This is a genomic window from Oryzomonas japonica, assembly GCF_008802365.1.
In the GTDB taxonomy this organism is placed as follows: Bacteria; Desulfobacterota; Desulfuromonadia; order Geobacterales; family Pseudopelobacteraceae; genus Oryzomonas; species Oryzomonas japonica.
Genome location: NZ_VZQZ01000003.1, coordinates 208,454 through 225,393, shown reverse-complemented (window position 1 = coordinate 225,393; position 16,940 = coordinate 208,454). Strand labels below are relative to the sequence as shown.

General features: G+C 58.0%; 15 protein-coding genes. 6 read left to right on the top strand and 9 right to left on the bottom strand.

Annotated features, from left to right (window positions below):
* The first annotated feature begins 5 nt into the window (after window positions 1-5).
* From F6V25_RS06805 to mnmA, 3 genes are all read left to right on the top strand, one after another.
* Window positions 6-1,142 (top strand): trans-sulfuration enzyme family protein, encoded by a 1,137-nt coding sequence (locus F6V25_RS06805; protein ID WP_151127856.1) that lies wholly within the window; start codon window positions 6-8, stop codon window positions 1,140-1,142.
* A gap of 93 nt (window positions 1,143-1,235) precedes the next feature.
* Window positions 1,236-2,042 carry a sulfur carrier protein ThiS adenylyltransferase ThiF gene (gene thiF / locus F6V25_RS06800; protein ID WP_151127855.1) on the top strand — a complete coding sequence of 269 codons (807 nt, stop codon included), beginning with the start codon at window positions 1,236-1,238 and terminating at the stop codon, window positions 2,040-2,042.
* On the top strand, window positions 2,042-3,142 hold the full coding sequence (gene mnmA / locus F6V25_RS06795; protein WP_151127854.1) for a tRNA 2-thiouridine(34) synthase MnmA: 1,101 nt from the start codon (window positions 2,042-2,044) through the stop codon (window positions 3,140-3,142). Before thiF ends, mnmA begins: the two co-directional genes overlap by 1 nt.
* Before the next feature lie 48 nt (window positions 3,143-3,190).
* Here the strand turns inward: mnmA and F6V25_RS06790 are convergent, their stop codons facing one another.
* Window positions 3,191-4,759: a hypothetical protein gene (locus tag F6V25_RS06790; RefSeq protein ID WP_151127853.1), complete on the bottom strand. Its 1,569-nt coding sequence runs from the start codon at window positions 4,757-4,759 to the stop codon at window positions 3,191-3,193.
* Between the two features lie 120 nt (window positions 4,760-4,879).
* On the opposite strand from F6V25_RS06790, the gene F6V25_RS06785 reads away from it, so the two are divergent.
* Entirely contained in the window at window positions 4,880-5,869 is a 990-nt protein-coding gene (locus F6V25_RS06785) for a hypothetical protein (protein WP_151127852.1), read from the top strand.
* A 66-nt stretch (window positions 5,870-5,935) separates the two neighbouring features.
* Here F6V25_RS06785 and F6V25_RS06780 read toward each other — a convergent pair whose 3' ends face one another.
* Window positions 5,936-6,949, bottom strand: a complete 1,014-nt coding sequence (locus F6V25_RS06780) for a peptidylprolyl isomerase (RefSeq protein WP_151127851.1) — start codon at window positions 6,947-6,949, stop codon at window positions 5,936-5,938.
* Window positions 6,950-7,127: 178 nt separating this feature from the next.
* Here F6V25_RS06780 and F6V25_RS06775 point away from each other — a divergent pair, with 178 nt between their 5' ends.
* Both F6V25_RS06775 and F6V25_RS06770 read left to right on the top strand, forming a co-directional pair.
* Window positions 7,128-7,487, top strand: coding sequence for a response regulator (locus F6V25_RS06775; RefSeq protein ID WP_149306629.1), 360 nt, complete (start codon window positions 7,128-7,130; stop codon window positions 7,485-7,487).
* A 43-nt stretch (window positions 7,488-7,530) separates the two neighbouring features.
* Window positions 7,531-8,397: a chemotaxis protein CheX gene (locus F6V25_RS06770; RefSeq protein WP_151127850.1), complete on the top strand. Its 867-nt coding sequence runs from the start codon at window positions 7,531-7,533 to the stop codon at window positions 8,395-8,397.
* 81 nt (window positions 8,398-8,478) lie between these two features.
* Here the strand turns inward: F6V25_RS06770 and F6V25_RS06765 are convergent, their stop codons facing one another.
* From F6V25_RS06765 to F6V25_RS06735, 7 genes are all read right to left on the bottom strand, one after another.
* Entirely contained in the window at window positions 8,479-9,204 is a 726-nt protein-coding gene (locus F6V25_RS06765) for a tRNA1(Val) (adenine(37)-N6)-methyltransferase (protein ID WP_151127849.1), read from the bottom strand.
* Complete coding sequence (locus tag F6V25_RS06760) at window positions 9,201-11,648, bottom strand: glycosyltransferase family protein (RefSeq protein ID WP_151127848.1); 2,448 nt, start codon at window positions 11,646-11,648, stop codon at window positions 9,201-9,203. The genes F6V25_RS06765 and F6V25_RS06760 overlap by 4 nt, the downstream gene beginning before the upstream one ends.
* 101 nt (window positions 11,649-11,749) lie before the next feature.
* Complete coding sequence (locus tag F6V25_RS06755) at window positions 11,750-12,964, bottom strand: glycosyltransferase family 4 protein (RefSeq protein WP_151127847.1); 1,215 nt, start codon at window positions 12,962-12,964, stop codon at window positions 11,750-11,752.
* Window positions 12,961-13,941 (bottom strand): glycosyltransferase family 2 protein, encoded by a 981-nt coding sequence (locus tag F6V25_RS06750; protein ID WP_151127979.1) that lies wholly within the window; start codon window positions 13,939-13,941, stop codon window positions 12,961-12,963. Before F6V25_RS06750 ends, F6V25_RS06755 begins: the two co-directional genes overlap by 4 nt.
* Before the next feature lie 5 nt (window positions 13,942-13,946).
* On the bottom strand, window positions 13,947-14,903 hold the full coding sequence (locus F6V25_RS06745; protein ID WP_151127846.1) for a glycosyltransferase: 957 nt from the start codon (window positions 14,901-14,903) through the stop codon (window positions 13,947-13,949).
* Window positions 14,903-16,081, bottom strand: a complete 1,179-nt coding sequence (locus tag F6V25_RS06740; RefSeq protein WP_151127845.1) for a glycosyltransferase family 4 protein — start codon at window positions 16,079-16,081, stop codon at window positions 14,903-14,905. Before F6V25_RS06740 ends, F6V25_RS06745 begins: the two co-directional genes overlap by 1 nt.
* Before the next feature lie 13 nt (window positions 16,082-16,094).
* Window positions 16,095-16,919, bottom strand: coding sequence for a glycosyltransferase family 2 protein (locus F6V25_RS06735; protein WP_151127844.1), 825 nt, complete (start codon window positions 16,917-16,919; stop codon window positions 16,095-16,097).
* Between the last annotated feature and the right edge of the window lie 21 nt (window positions 16,920-16,940).

Below are 16,940 nucleotides of genomic sequence, written 5' to 3'. Positions count from 1 at the left end.
CGACCATGAAGTTTGCAACCCAACTCATTCACGGTGGCCAGACCGCCGATCCCTTGACCGGCGCGCTGGGCGTGCCCATCTACCAGACCTCCACCTTTCGTCAGCAATCGGTGGACCACTTCGGGAAATACGACTACGCCCGTTCCGACAACCCCACCCGCGAAGCGTTGGAAGTGGCCATCGCCGGGCTGGAAAAGGGGAGCCGGGCCTTTGCCTTTGCCTCCGGCATGGCGGCCATTTCCTCCACCCTGTTGATCTTCTCTCCCGGCGATCATCTGGTGGTGTGCGAGGATGTCTACGGCGGCGCCTACCGGGTGCTGACCAGCATCTTCCAGCGCCTCGGCATCAGTTCCACCTTCGTGGACGCCACCAGCCTTGAGGCCATCGCGGCCGCCATCAGGCCGGAAACCAAGGGCATCTACCTGGAAAGCCCCTCCAACCCGCTGCTCAAGGTCACCGACCTGCGCGGAGTCGTGGCCTTGGCCCGGCCGCGGGGTATCATCACCCTGGTTGACAATACCTTCATGACCCCTTACCTGCAACGCCCCCTGGAACTCGGTTGCGATATCGTTCTGCACAGCGGCACCAAGTTCCTGAACGGCCACAGCGACGTCATCTGCGGTTTCGCCGTTGTCAGCGACCCGGAGCTGGGCAATCGTATCCGCTTCATCCAGAATGCCTTCGGCGCCATCCTGGGGCCCCAGGATTCTTTTTTGACCCTGCGGGGGCTCAAGACGCTCAAAGTCAGGATGGATCAGAGCCAACGGAGCGCGGAAAAGATCGCGGCCTGGCTCCAAACCCAAAAGTCAGTCCTCAAGGTGCACTACCCCGGACTCACCGACCATCCCGGCCATGCCATCAATGCCGCCCAGGCCGACGGCCCCGGCGCCGTCCTCTCCTTCGAGCTCGAATCCTACGCGTTAACCAAGGAACTATTGGAGAAAGCGCAGTTTTCCGCCTTTGCCGTCAGCCTGGGGGGGGTGGAAAGCATCATTTCCTACCCGGCAAAAATGTCCCACGCGGCGGTTCCCAAGGCAGAACGGGAAAAGAAGGGGATCAAGGACACCCTGGTGCGCTTCTCGGTCGGGCTGGAGGATGTTGACGACCTGATTGCCGACCTCCAGCAGGTCATTGGCCGTTAGATAATAGTCTTGTCTTTCCGGAAGTTTGAGATTAAACATCCGACAGTGCCGGAAGGCCCCGGCGATACTTTACAGACGAAAAGCAGTTTGCCCATGCGCATACGGATAAACGAGATAGCAACAGAAATCGACCCGGGGGCAACCTTGTCATCACTGGCCGCGCAATGGAAACCGGGCGCAGACGTGCTGATCCACAACGGGTTTCCGGCTCCGGCCGAAACGGCGCTCCGGGATGGCGATGAGGTCTACCTGATCAAACGGGGGGAGCGGCCGTCGGAAGATGAGTTGCAACGGCTGATGGCTGCCCGCCACACCCCGGGCGTGCATGCCCGGCTACAGGCGGCCACGGTCGGTATCGCCGGTGTTGGCGGGCTCGGCTCGGCGGTTGCCGTGTCCCTGGCGCGGATAGGCGTCGGCAGGATCGTGATCGCGGATTTCGACGTGGTGGAGCCGTCCAACCTCAACCGTCAGCAGTATTTCGTCGACCAACTGGGCCATCCCAAGGTGGCTGCCCTGGCCGACAACCTGGCCCGCATCAACCCCTATATCACGGTGGAACCGCACCACGTCATGCTGAGCCCCGCAAACATTCCCGCGGTCTTCGCCTTGTGCACCGTTGTGGTCGAGGCCTTTGACCGGGCCGACATGAAGGCCATGCTGGTGGAGACGCTCCTCGCCCGGATGCCGGAGGTCGTGGTCGTGGCCGCATCGGGGCTGGCAGGGTATGGCCCCAACAACGCCATTGTCACCCAGCGGGCAGCCTCCCGCCTGTACCTCGTGGGGGACGGCGAGTCGGAAGCCCGGACCGGGTGCGGCCTGATGGCCCCGCGGGTCGGCATCGCAGCCGGCCATCAAGCCAATCAGGTGGTACGAATTATTCTCGGAGAGGAAGGTACCTGATGGCCTCCGAAAAGAAACCGGTTGTCGCCGTCGCCATGAGCGGCGGGGTGGACTCATCGGTCACCGCCGCCCTGCTGAAGCGCCAGGGCTTCGAGGTGATCGGCATTACCATGCAGCTCTTCGCACCGCGCAGCACGGGCAGCGGCTCGGCCGCCCACGATGCCGCAGCCGTGGCCCGGCACCTGGGAATCCCCCACCATGTGATCGGCCTTGAAACGGATTTTCGCCACCTGATCATCCAGGACTTCATCGACGAGTACCGTTGCGGCCGCACCCCCAATCCCTGCGTGCGCTGCAACCGCTACGTCAAGTTCGGCCTGCTGCTGGAACAGGCGCGCGCCGTGGGGGCGGACCTGCTGGCCACCGGCCACTACGTCAGGAACACCATCGATAGCGCGGGCGTCTGCCACCTGCGGCAAGCACGCTGCATCGGCAAGGATCAGTCCTATTTTCTCTACACACTCTCCCAGGAGCAGTTATCTCAGGTGCTCTTCCCGCTGGGGGAGATGGCGAGCAAGGATGAGGTGCGCCGCCTGGCCCACGAGTTTGCCCTGCCGGTGGCCGACAAGGGCGACAGTCAGGAGGTGTGTTTCATCCCCGACGATGATTACGTGGCGTTCCTGGAAGAGAGCGGCGGCCTGGCGGGAACGCCGGGGGACATCGTGCATGTGGGAGGGCAGGTTGTCGGCCGCCACCGCGGGACGCACCGGTATACCATTGGCCAGCGCAAGGGACTGGGGGTCGCCTGGAACAGGCCTCTGTACGTAACAGCCATCGATACCGACCGCAATGTCGTGGTGGTGGGGGAGGAAGAGTATTTGGCAGCTGCCGGCCTGCTTGCCGCAGAGGTGGGCTGGATCGTCCCCCCGGATGGGGAGGAATTCGAAACGGCCTGCAAAATCCGCTATCGCCATCACCCGGTTGCGTGCCGGGTCAGGCTGCTGCCGGAAAGCAGATGCGAGGTACGCTTCGATGAACCGCAGCGGGCGGTTACGCCGGGCCAGTCAGTGGTTTTTTACCGGGGTGACGAGGTGCTGGGAGGCGGGAAAATAGCAGGGGCGATAGGACCATCTGCCCCTTGTGCAGAACAAACGGTTTGACAGCCGGACAGGGAAGGCATCCCTCGGGCGGGTGATCACGGTTCGGCATCACCCCTGCGGCGACGCGCCGATCTTATCCCAGGTGGGATTTTCATCGGGCTTGCGGATTTTGAACTCCAGGTAGTGCGCAGCCATCTTGAGTTTTTCCGTTGCCGTCTCCGATTTCGAGAAAACCTCCAGCGATTCCAGAACCCGCTGTACGGCAATCTGACTGGAAAACCCCTCCCCCCCCTCGGCCAAACGTCGAATGTGGCCGAGAACGGCCTTTTGCTCCTCCGCGGTATCGAACCTCTCAGGACCGGTAAGAAAAAGGATATACCGGGCCATGTTCCGCAGGTCCTCCACCAGCCGTTTCTCGTTGAGCAGCGACTCCATCACCGTCGCGATGCTCCCCTTTTCGGCGTAGTTGAGATTCTTGTTTTCGGCGTAAGAGGTGAGATAATCGAGGGCCGCGGTTCGATTCCGGGTGTCCTGCAGCTTGAAGATCAGTATATTGGCGGCCAGTAGTTTGAGCGCGTCGTTCTCTCCCGGAAGCAAGAAACAGTGGAGCATAAGGGCAATCTTCTCCCGTGCGGCCTCGCTGAGCGTTTCCGTATCCAGCTTCGCCCTGATCTGTTCCAGCAGGTCATGTTTGTCGGCATATTCGCCATAGATGATCTTGATGATGAGCCCGCGGACCTCGGGCTCATCGCTCACATCCCATAACTCTTCGACCGCTGCGATGATGCGGCGGCAAATCCCCTTGAGTTTTTCTTCCTTGGGCACTTCATCGTTGTTCCAATAATCCGGATAGATATCCATGACCGTGTCGGCTTCTTCAGGGTTCCGCGCCTTTTCCAATACAAATTTGAAATAGTTGAGCATCTTGAGTTGGAACGTTTTGCCGCCATCGTTCAAGGGGCGCAGCAGGTCCTCGAGAAAGGTGATATTCAAACCCGAAGCGCCGCTGCACAGGTAGCGATACACCCCTTCCGCCTTTTCGATCTGCTTCTCGATATACTTCTGCCGCAGGGCCGCACCGAGGTTGGTGGACTGCACCTTCTTGAAAAAAACGCTCAACAGGTTGGAGGCATGATGTTTGATGTTATAATCTGCATCATCGGAAAGAACGATGTCCAGGCAGGCGTCAAAGATCTTGACCTGTTCGCGCTCGTCTTGCGATGAATCGATATAGGCTTCCAAAATGGCTATTATTTCAGCCATATGGGTCCTATTCCTGCTATTGAGCAGGGTCATGAAGGTATCCCGCAGGCTACTGGAATCGATAATGCCGAAAAGGAACCGTATCGCCGCATTGCGATGGGCTCCCCCCTTGGTATCCACCGTTTTGAGCAGTTTGAGGATACTTTCCGCCGGATCGGAAACCCAACCGGGGAGCAGGTCCTCCAGCAGTATCTCGGCCTTTCTCCGGACCCGGGCATCCAGATCATAGACGAAATATTTGGCGATCTCGATCTTGAAGTCATGGTTGCCGTTCGAAGCGGAAATGATCTCGAAAGCGGTGGCCTTGTCCTTGGCGGACAGTTTGGCGATGTCCTTTTTTGCCTTGGATGCATCGTTGATTTTTATGTAAAAATTGACTATGTCTTTAACCGACACTTCGGCATCAAAGGCCATGACAGATCACCTTCCACAAAGATTTGAAGAATTATATACTTATCGCCATCCGAGTGCAACCACCAGATTGGCGGCCCCATGGGGCGGCCAACGATTGTATCCGGGCCGAAAGGAACCCGCATGAAGCTCTTCCTGTCTGTCATCATCCTGCTGCTGATAATCGTTGCAGAGGCCGGCGCCGCCAGCAGAAGCGTCACCTTTTTCTCCGACGGCGCTGTCGTGGAACTGGCAGGCGTCGCCGCCAGGGGCGTCGTCAAGATCCCCCTGCCGCCCGGCACGCGGGAAGATACCGTGCGAATCAAGCCGGAGAGGGGCACCAGCATTCAACGCGTCGATATGTTGCCGCTCCGCCGGGACACCAGGGGAGAAAAGGAGCTCGCTTCCCTGATCGAGCAGAGGAGTCGCCAGGAAGATCGACTGGGTACGCTGGCGACGCGTGAGGAGATTTTCAAATCCGCCGCCAAGTCCCAGAGCGGCAAAGCCCCCCGCAAGACCAAATCAAACCCGGACCCGATGCAGTCTATCCGCCTGGGGACCGACTTCGCCATCACCCAACTGGAAGCGGTTTATACGGCCCGGCGCAGGGCGGAGCAGGAAATCCGGCGCATCGACGCCCGTATCGCAACCGCGCGGAAAGCGGGAGCCGGGGAGGAGCGGGTGGCACGGGTGATCGTTTCGCCAAGGAATGGGCGGGTCACGGCACGCTTCGCCATTGGCAAAGCCGGCTGGACGCCCTGCTACGACATTCGCAGTAACGGCGGGGGAACCGCCCGGGTCACACTCTACGGTCAGGTGCCCGGGTTCTTCGCCGGCTACCAGATCCGCGTATCCCCCACATCCCTGGCTGGTGCGGCCGCGGAACGATCCAGCGTTCTCCCGGCAGCGGGGCAACGCGCCCGATTGGCGGAATATCGGATGGCCACCGAAGAGGAATATTTCGGCAACGGGCCGCTGCCATCATTCAGCTTCACGCTGAAAAACGCAACCGGCGCCGATCTCCCGGCGGGAGAAGCAGCCATTTACCGGGCCGGAGAATACTGGGGGGCCATCAGATTTGCGGGGATTTCATCGGGACGCAGCGCCAGGCTCGCCTCCAAAGCGGTACGGTAACAAACGAGGCCGGCCCTTCTGTCGCTGGGCCGGCCTCGTTTCGATGTCACGGGATGTGAACCCCGGTTACTTCAACAGGATCTCGACCTTGGCGGTCTTCCGGAGTTCCGTCAGAAAATCGCCCACAGCGGCGTTAATCTTCTGGTTCTTCAAGTAGTCCTCTATCCGGGGGCGGACCGTGCTGAAAGGCACGGTCTCGGCCTTTGTCTTTTCCGTTTGCTTGATGATGTGGTAGCCGAACTGGGTTTCGACCACATCGCTTATCTCACCCGGCTTGAGGGCAAAAGCGGCCTGCTCGAACGGCGGCACCATCTGCCCCTTGCCGAAGAACCCCAGGTCCCCCCCCTGCTTGCTGCTGGGGCAGGATGAATTTTCCTTGGCCAGGGTGGCGAAGTCCGCTCCCTTGGCCAATTCCTTGCGCAATTTTTCCGCCTTTTCGCGGGCCTTTTTCTTTTCTTCGGCACTCGCCTTGGTATCTATGCCGCACAGGATGTGGCTGGCCCTCACCCTTTCCTCCTGCCGGAATTTATCCATATTCTGGTCGTAAAACTTCTTGCTTTCCTCTTCGCTGATCGCAATCTTGGGGGCAATGGTCGAAGTGACGAAATTGGAGATGATCAGGTCCCTGCGGGTATACTCACGAAGTTCCTTTTCTGTCATGTCAATGGCTTGGATAGCCTTGGCAAACTCCGCCTCGCTGGCAAAACGCCCCTTGCTCTGTACGATCTTGGCGTCCACCTGCTTGTCGAGGTCCTTGATCTCCAGCTTCGAGCCCGCCTGGTAGAGCAGTTCGGCGGAAACCAGTTGGTCCACCACCCGCGTGTCGAGTTCCTTCTGTTCATCTGCGGAAAGCTGCCGCACGGGCTGGCTGGCCTCCAGAATCTTGTGGGCCCGTTTCAATTCGGCGGCCGGAATATCCGTGCCGTTCACCCGGGCGACCGGCCCCCGCAGCAGAGCGTCGGCGACAGGCGCCGGCGTTGTTTTCGGTCCTGACTCCGCAGCTGAAGCAGAAATAACGAACAGACTGAATGCAGTGATCAGGGTCAGTGATCTGCAGGTGATATGACAGAGTGTGCGCATGAACGAATCTCCTTCTATGAGTGTGGTATGGCGCTCCTATATAACATGCTTTACGGGCCGGTTAAAGACAAACATATTTTTGACATTTTACCACTTTTCGAGTACATTCGCTCCGCTCATTAAATTTTGGACAGCCCGGCATGAAGCGGCCGCAATGCGCATCAGGAGGATACATCACATGAAGAAGGTTCTTGTCGTTGACGACAGCCTTTCCGTAGCCCGACAGCTCGAGAAGATCATTTCTGAATCTGGTGAATTCACGTGTGTCGGACATGCCAAAAACGGCGCCGAGGCCATCAAGATGAATCACGCCGAGGACCCGGACATTATCTGCATGGACATGAACATGCCCGGCATGGATGGTCTCACCGCCCTGCGCAGCCTGTCGATGTTGGACAAAGAGGTCAAGGTGGTCATGGTCACCTCCTTGGGCGGCGTAGGCGATAAATTTACCGAAGCGCTCAAACTGGGCGCCAAGAATGTCATCTCAAAACCATTCGAGGCCGACGACGTCCTGAAGATCCTTCGGGATCTCTGATTTTTTCAGCACCAATAAACTCACGATACAAGGGGATATGTGCATGGCCGTCAAATTTTTCGGGCAGTTTCTGGTGGAAAAAGGGATCGTTTCACGTGAGGCTCTGCTCAGGGCGATTGAACTACAGGAACAGAAAAACCTCAAATTTGGCGAGATGGCACTGGCTATGGGCTACGTAACGCCGAACGATATCGAACGCGCCCACCACGCACAACTCTCCCGCGACATAAAACTCGGGGATTTGCTGGTGGAGATCGGTATCCTGACTCTTACCCAGTTGAACGAGGTCATCACCCGCCAGAAGAACAACCACCTCTACATCGGCGAGGCGCTGGTACTTGTGGGCGCCTTCTCCAACGAGCAGCTTCAACAGCATCTGAATGAATTCAAGGCCGACCAGGCGCCGTACATCTCCGAACGGGTCGAACTTCCCGCCGGCATCCCCAATCCCGAAGTATGGGAGATGGCCGCAGACCTGACCTACAAGATGATTACCCGTATTCTCGGGCTCCCCTTCAGGGCCGGAAAATGCCAAGCCGTCACCACGGTGGACACCAACTTCGTCATGGCGGCCATGGACCTGTCCGGCGACCAGGATGCCCGCTTTATCATCTCGGTTTCCCAGGGGCTTCAGAAGTCGGTGGCCAAGGCGATCCTGCGCGAGACATCGGTGGATAATGAACCGCAGGAGGTTCTCGAAGACACCGTGATGGAATTCGTCAACGTGGTGTGCGGCAACATCGCCGCCAAGGCCTCTCAGGCCGGCAGGATCGTCAACATCAACCCTCCGATCACCATCCGTCCCGACGCCGGGGGACTGGCCGTACCTGCGGGCCATACCGGTCTCTGCTTCCCGATCCTGGTCGGTGACGGCGAAACCATGCAGTTGGTGCTCCTTATCAAGAACTAAAGGCGGCACACAAACCGACACCGTACCAAAAGGGCGCCCTGCGAGGGGCGCCCTTTTCTATGCCGGTCATATACGACAAGGCTATTCACCCAGAATCCGTTGCGCCTCGCAGGAGTACTCCCCCTGCTCATCGTGGATAAGGAGCGGCGGCAGAACCAGCGTATCCCCTTTTCTGCCCTTGGCGAGCTGCGCCAAGAACATCGTTGCCGGTGCGGCGGCGGAACCATGCACCATGCGGAGCCTGAGCAGCGCAAGCTTGAGCTCCCCGGCACAGCTGACAAACTCCGCCAGCCGCGAGGGATGGCTGATAAAACAGATGGCTCCCGACGGTTTTACCAGGTATTTGGCAACGGACAGGAAGTCGAACAGGCCGGCGCTCGATTCATGGCGCGCAAGATCCCGGCCGGCGCGCGGACTGATGCGGCCACTGCCCGGTGTACGGTAGGGGGGGTTGGCGGTCACCAGATCAAACGACGAGACCGGAAACCTCCCGCGCAGGGAGAGGATATCGTCGCAGATAATCCCGATCCGCTCCTGGAGGCCGTTCAGGGTGACATTACGCATTGCCAACCCGGCCGCCTCCTCCTGGAACTCCACGCCGACCAGAGAGGCCCCGGCAGCTTTCCGGGCAAGAATCAGGGGAATAACCCCGCATCCGGTGCCGAGATCGATTACCCGGCCAACGGAACCCGCCTCGATAAAATCGCACAGCAGCAGCGGGTCGAGGGAGAAACGGTAGCCGTCTTTCGGCTGGCGGACCCGCAGGTCATAGGCGCGGAGTTCGTCCTGGGTTTCTTCACCTTTCACCTTTCACCTTTCACTCTTCTCCTCAACCACCACTCCCGCCCCAGCATGGCGGCGAAGAGAGCGAACGACGCCAGGGTCAGCCATTTGCCGACCTTGAACGGCAACGGATCGAAGTCGAACTCCACCCGATGGGTGCCGGGCGTCAGATATACCCCGCGCAGGATATGATCCACCGGCACGATCTCGGCTTTATTGCCATCCACAGAGGCGTACCACCCTTTGTAGTACTTTTCACCCAGGACAAGCAGAGTATTCACCGGAGCAGCCGCATCTACCACAACACGATTCCCCTCGTACACCGGTACAGTCACACGTTGCCGGACCAACGGCACCGCCCCATCCGGATTGGCCATGGCTATCGGCGGCGGGGACTCAACAAGGGCAACCGCCGCGGGGTTGAAACCGGGATTTTGTATGATTCCCACCCGTTGCGCGGGGTCGTTGATCACCGCAACAGCGGGCACCAGCCACCCCTTAGGCAGTACGTTGCGGTTTTCAAGAACAACCGTGGCACCGCCGGGAGCGGTGAAAACCGGGACGAATTTATTGCCAAACAGGCCTTTCTGTTGTTGATAGCTCTCGTTCGCTATGATCAGGTATTTTACATTTACGATATCCGGCATGGGACCGAGCGGGTTAAAACCGTCGAGAAACTGTTGCCAGCGCATCTGCTGAACCGCATTGGAGGTGAACATCACCGGAATGCCTTCTGATACGTACTGCATCGGGTCGCTGCCGTCCATAGGCAACACGCGCCAAGTCTTCGGGGTAGACTTCAGGAATCTCAGCAACGGTGATGCCTCACCCGCTTTTGCCTTGACCGGGGCTTCCGTGAGAAAGAGGAACTTGTCGTTGATCCGCCACGTATCGCCGACAAACAGCAGCAGCAACAACCACGGAACCGCAGCCACCAGACGCGGCTTCCTCAGCATCCAGAACACTGCGGCGCAGACCGCAGCCAGCCCGCCGGCAAGGGCCGTTTCACGCACCAGGTTGGCCCAGCGTTGCCCAACCAGTTGCGGTCCCTGTTCATAACGGGTCGGTTGGGCAAGCATATCCATAAATTGCCCCATCCAGTGATCCGCTCCCGCACGTTCTATCCCCAGCAGGACAAACAGCACTATCGGCAGCACGGTAATGCCGAGAAGGTACCGGAAAAACTCCTTTGTTTTGCGTACCTCCTCATCCTTGATCAGATCAATCCCCCGGGCGGCCAGGATCGCCAGCCCCAGCACCGGAATGAACATCATCATCTTGGGCACCCTGAAATGGTTGATTCCAGGGAAAAACCTGTACAGCATCCAGTAGAAAGGCGTGTATTTGCCCATGGAGAACAGGATGCCGCCGACAATTCCGCCCAGCGACAGCCAGGTATACTTGTCGCGCCGGAAGATCAGCGGCAACGGCAGCAACAGCCAGGGGATCAGCCCCATATAGCTGACCGTCTGGGTGAAGCGCATCCTCCCCCAGTAATACGAGGCGATGTTTGAAGGGTTATCCCCCGCTTCCTGGCGGGAGAGGCCGAAAAATCCGGGGATGACAAAGGCCCCCAATTCTTCCGGCGGCAGGGACCAGGACATGGCCTCCTCCACATCCAAGCCGCCTTTCGTAACACTGCTGCCAGCCGCCTGGTTGGCTCCGCTCTGCACGCCCCGGTTGGTATCCTTGGACCAGTTGGCCAGCGGCAGCAGCGAAATAGCAACCGTGGTCAGGAAGAACACCAGCAGCACCATGTTCATGCCGAACAACCGGGGGAACAGCTTCTTCCCCTCTTCCTTGTCCGCGACCACGATGCCGAGCAACCGGCAAATGCCGTAAGCGCCGACGCACAGACAGGTGTAGAACGCGATCTGCCAATGGGTGTTGAAGAACTGGAAGGCCAATACGAAAGCGGTGGTAAGGAAAAAAATCACCCGCCGCGTCTGAAACCCCCGCTCCAGGAAATAGAAGGCCCAAGGGGCGTAGCAGATGGTAGCGATCTTCATCACGTGGCCGGCGTTGATGAGCGATGCATTTTCTGGCGCCAGAACGAATATCAGCCCTCCCAGGAACGCTGCGAGCCGACCGGCGCCGATGACGCGGCAGCAGAGGTAGGTGCCGCATGCGCCAAAGAAGAGGTGGAGCACGATGAACCAGGCCACGCTCTCCGGAGCGGGAATCAGCCAGAACAGGAGATTCCTCCAGACAAGAAAGGCCAAGGAGACGTCTCCCCCCTCGACCGAGGAGCCGCTGTTGATCATCATGTCCCACGACGCCTGGAGACTCCAGGAAGGGAGGATATCGAGGAACTTCATATCCCTGATCCCCCGTACCCCCCAGTAAAACTCGCCGATGATGTCAGGGGCGCGGATTATCTTGTCGGTAAACAGGATGCGCGAGAAGAAACAGAGCAAAACAAGCAGCATGCCGGTAAAAATGGCCAGTTTTTTCGTACGGTCACTCATGCAATGATCATCTCCGATTCTCGTTTTATGTACCGATATTCCCGCATAGCGCAGGATATTGTCCGAGCAGCAACTTCTGTGGGAACATAGTCATCCCGTCCCTAGCGACAGCAAACGTCAGATTTTTGCCGACAATTCCCCGCGTAAAACATCGCCAGCCTCCCGGCGAACTCATGCCACGTGAATCGCTCCGCGAGGTAACGGCGTCCCTCTTCCCCGACCTGCCTGCCCAACGTCCTGTCCAGCGCGAGGGCGGCCGTCTTTTCCGCCATGGCTTCCACCTGGGCCGGGTCACACAAATATCCCGACGCACCGTCGCTCACGTATTCGGCAGCCTGCCCGACCCGGTCCGCCACAACCGGTATGCCCGCCCTGATGATCTCCGTCAGCTTGGCGGGGCATTTGGCCCGGTTGACCAGGGTATCGTCCAGCGGATAGATGGCCACGTCGGCGGCCGCCAGATAATCGGGGATCTCCTGCGGCTCGACCCAGCCCGCCATGACCAGCGCTTCCCGGAAGCCCCCGGTTTCCGCGGCACCGGCCAGCCGCTCCTCCTCGCCGTGCCGCCCCTTGCCCACCACCAGGAAACGGACTCCGGGGACCCTTCGGTACAGGTCGGCAAACAGCCGGTGCAGGCGCTCCTGGGAAAACTCGAAGAAGCGGGTATACAATAGCACCACCGGCGCAGCCGCTTCAATACCCAACCGTTTCCGGGCGCGAAGGCCATCCCCCGGCGGAGCCTGCTCCACGCAGTTGGGCAGATAGAGGATCTTTGCGGCCGCCACCCCCAGCCCGGCGGTCAGCCGTTCCAGTTCGCGGCTGGCGACGGTCATACCGGCGGCATGGCGGGACAGCCACTGTTCCTGAAAGGCGAAGAAACGTTTTTCAAGCGAAGAGTAGGTGTGGAGCTCGTTCATCCCCCCCTTACCCTCCCAATCGTCGGTATCCACGAACAGCGGGGGGAGCCCTACCCCCAGCCGGTGCAGCGCGATATGCGCCATGGCCGCCAGGCCGCCGTATCCCTTGGGCTTGAAGAGGTGCACCACATCCGCCCGTTCACGGAGGGCGGCCCGAAACATACGCCACGCCAGGGGGAGGGCCCGCCGGGCATTACCGCCGGCCGGGAGCGCAACGTTCACGAGCCGCACCCCGCGCAGCACCTCCGTCTTCCCCGAGTCCTCGGGATTGGTGTAGGGGGGGGCGATAATCACCACTTGGTGGCCCAGGCCCTGCAACTCCGCCGCCAGCGGCAGCATGCGAGCGATCACGGTCCCCTTGGGGCGGATGCCGAAGGGTGCGAGAAAAACGATCTTCATATCCCGCTCCCCATCTTGCGCAGGAAGATTCCCAATGGGGAGCCCCCCCGCGCCAGCAGCCCCGCGATCCGGACGTTGTCCAACCGGCGCAGGCGCGCTATTTCGCGCCGTTTGCGCAGCAGCGCCGGAAGGTCGCGCAGCACGTGCAACCGCGCCCGCAGCGCCGGCACGAACCGCCCCCGCACGAGCGCCAGCAGCAGCGCGGCCCCGTCCCAGGCGAGGATTCGGGGCAGATGGCGCAACAGCAGCGTCGGCGGCCAGTTTTTCAGCAGCACATACCACTTGTTGCGCTGGACCTGATACACGGTAAACGGACTCATGCGCCCCCCGGTGGCCGAATGGACATGGTACACCACCGCGCGCGGGGCCGTCACGGCCCGCCACCCCGCCAGCCTGCCCCGCCAAGCCAGGTCCAGGTCCTCGTAATAGGCGAAAAAATCTCCATCGAAGAAGCCGATCTCCTCCAGCATGGCCCGCCGGTACAGCGCCGCCCCGGCGCAGGGGCCAAAGACCTCGGACGGCACGTCGTACTGCCCCTCGTCCGCCTCGCCGACCCCGATATTCATGCCGAGTCCCGCCGTTGTCGGTCGCACCCCCACCGAGTCGATGCGGCCGGTCCGGTAAAAGTTGAGCATCTTGGCCGCCACCATGCCGATGCCGGGGTCGGCCTCCACCGCCGCCACCAGTTCGGCGAGGAATTCCGGCTGCACCGCGGTGTCGTTGTTGAGGGTCACGATATGGGTGCCCTTGGCAACGGCCAGCCCCCGGTTGTTCCCTTCGGCAAACCCCACGTTCTCCGGCAGTTCCACCAGCCGTACCCAGGGATAGGCGTTCCGCACATAATCGGCCGAGCCATCGCGGGAGCCGTTGTCCACCAGGATCGTCTCGAAATCCCGGTACGACTGCGCGGCCAGGGCGTCGAGGCACGGTTGCAGGAACGTTTTGCCGTTCCAGGTGAGGATGATGACGGAGACCATCGGACTCAAGGTTCATCCCTTCCTGTCCGGTATTCCCCCCCTCCAAATCGAGCGCACAGCTTCTGACCAAGAACATATGATAACAGTGCAAATAAAAAATACTTACCACGTTGCGGGAACGACCGCCGAGAAGCGCTAAAGATGTGGTTCCGCCCCTCATCTGGTCTGCCGTTTGCAATCAATGACTTCCCGAAGTCAGCTTCATGATAGGAAACAACCTGTTGGGTATCTATTCCTTGCCGGTGCAACTCATCCGCATGTTCGGAAACGAACTGCTGAACCACCTGCCATTTGGTTTCGTGCATAGAGATTTCGTCACGGCTGGTGTTCGATTGATGCATACGGCAGAAGGCATGATATTTGTCGATAAAACCGAAACGAACCCCTGACAGCGCCAACCTCAGGAAAAACTCCCAATCCTCGTTGTGCGAAAGTCTTCTATTAAAACCGATCACCGTATCAACCGCTGATTTACGGATCAAAGGTGAGTGTACAGTAATAAAATTACCGTACAGAAGTTGTTCGAGAACCGCCCCTGTAGGAGTAGGCCGGTCAAGATTGAAAAAACTCCTTTCGCCTTCTTCTCGAAAAAAACGGACTTTCGAATATACTGCCCCGTACTCGGGGTGCGTCTCGAGAAAATATACTTGGTCAACTATTTTATCGACAGCCAACGAATCATCCGCATCAAGGAATGACAAATAGTCGCCGGTCGCTATGGCGATGCCAGCATTTCTGGCCGCAGAACGCTCGGCGTTTTCCTGATGCACATACTTGATTCTGTCTCTAAAGCCTTCGGCAACCAATGATGTCGAATCAGTCGATCCATCGTCCACAACAATACATTCGATGTTAATGTATGTTTGGGAAAGCACGCTAGTGATAGCTTCCGCAAGAAATTGTTCCGAGTTGAAGGCCGGGATGATAACCGACACACGACAGCCTGTCCCTACTGTCATCATTAGTGTCCCTTTCCCTGGATGCCAAAAAACAATTCGTGGTATTTCTTGCAGTACTTTTCTCCTGCAAAATGCGCCTTTGCATATTCATGGGCTGCACGGGACATTTTTTTAAGGGCAGACGCATCATGGGCAAAATGGTCAAGGGCATCTGCCATTTTAAGGGCAATCATATCCTCTTTTTCTTCGGTAATCAGGATGCCGTTCACACCATCCTCAACATGCTCGGGAATCCCCCCAACGCTAGTGGTAACTGGGACGACCCCGTTCGCCATCGCTTCCATGATAACTACGGGAAATCCTTCGCGGCATGAACAGAGCAGCAGGACGTCCGCTTCCCGGTACACCTTGGCAAGCTCATCAGGATCATTGATCTCCCCGAGAAGCATACAGTTGTTACGATCTTCCGGACGAATGGCACCGGCAACATCCCCTGCAAACCGGAACTCAGCAGTAATGCCCCGATTTTTGGCAAGTGTAGCGACCAGCCCGGCGATATGGACCCGTTTTTCCTCAGAGCCCCTTCCAACATACAGCACCTGTAGTTGAGAAGAGACTTTCTGCGGGCATGACGCAGGTACACTGATCCTGTTTTCGATGAGAACAATCCGATCAAGAAAGTTGGTATCCAAATCATGAGCCGCATACTGGTGCCGGAAATCATCAATGGTCTTCCGGTTGATGACAACACGGGCATCGAGAAGCGGCACTGCCGACAAACTAAAGTCTTCACCACCGCCCCCGAAGGCATGTAGCAGATCGATGCGCCGCGCATCCGGCTTTAGGTATGGAAGCATTTTGTAAAAAAAGCGGCTGTTGCACCCGAAGACCACAGGCGACTGTTGCCGATTGATTAGACCGGCAATGAAACCGACGCTGAAGGGAAGTGTGTATTTGAACAGCCACCAGACGTTATGCAGACGAGCTTCCCGACCGAACAGGTGTTTGAACTTGCTATTTTTCGACTGGTGCGTAAAGAAAACCAACGGGGTGAACTCGGCAAAACAGCGCACAATCTCCGCATGCACTTTTTCCGCGCCTCCAACGTGATAGTAGGGGAAGAAGAAAAAGACTCTAGTACTATTTGTGAAAGGGACCAGTCGGGAAAATTCCAAGCCCAGCCGCACAAGCAGTTTTCTGAATCCCACTTCTATATTTCTGTCGTAGGGTGTGTTTCTCATAGTTTGAAGTTTGTCATTTGCCGCAGAAGAATCTCTTTATTTTTTTGACAGGACGGATAACACACTCCGCTTTGGAGCGAACATAATCTTCCATGACCTGCCGCTTTACTTTTTGTACATACATTCCAGGTATTCCCTGACCTTCCGCCCAATCTGCAAAGTTTCTGAAAACTTTCATACGGGCTATTCTTTCTTCTCCGAGGCTACTTCGTACACTGTTCGCTGCATCGTTTTGATATGTAACCAGCGGTTCAGGGACAAAAGCAAAATTCGTCTGCGTCGCGACCCGTAACCAGAGGGCATAATCTTCGCACCCTTTCAGGGTTTCGTCCTCGGGAAAGCCACTCACAATATCAACTAGTGACTTGTGCAGTAACGCCGAGCTGCATATAACCTGGTTAACGGGAAGCAAATCATAGAAAGATAGTTTCCGTGACTCCCATCTTAAAAAATTGCCGGTAATGCCCTTACCAGGAACGAAATTATGAGCATTGGTGCAGGCAGCCCGACAGTCCAGTTCTTCCAGCAGCGAAAACTGCTTTTCCAATTTCTCTGGTTGCCATTCGTCATCGCTATCAAGAAAGGCAAGCCATTCTCCCTTGCTTGCGCGAATACCGCAATTTCTCGGGATTGCAGGTCTTCCCCCGCGCACCCCACTCACCCACTTGACGCGTTCATCACCTATGGACTTTACGATTTTTTCTGTGTTGTCCGTTGACCCATCGTCACATATTAAGACTTCGAGTACTGGTATGGTCTGACCTAGTACGCTTTTTATTGCCTTTTCAATGAGGATCGCGCGATTCCACGTTGGGATTATTACAGAAACAGTATGCATGAATTAAACGATTCCTTATCG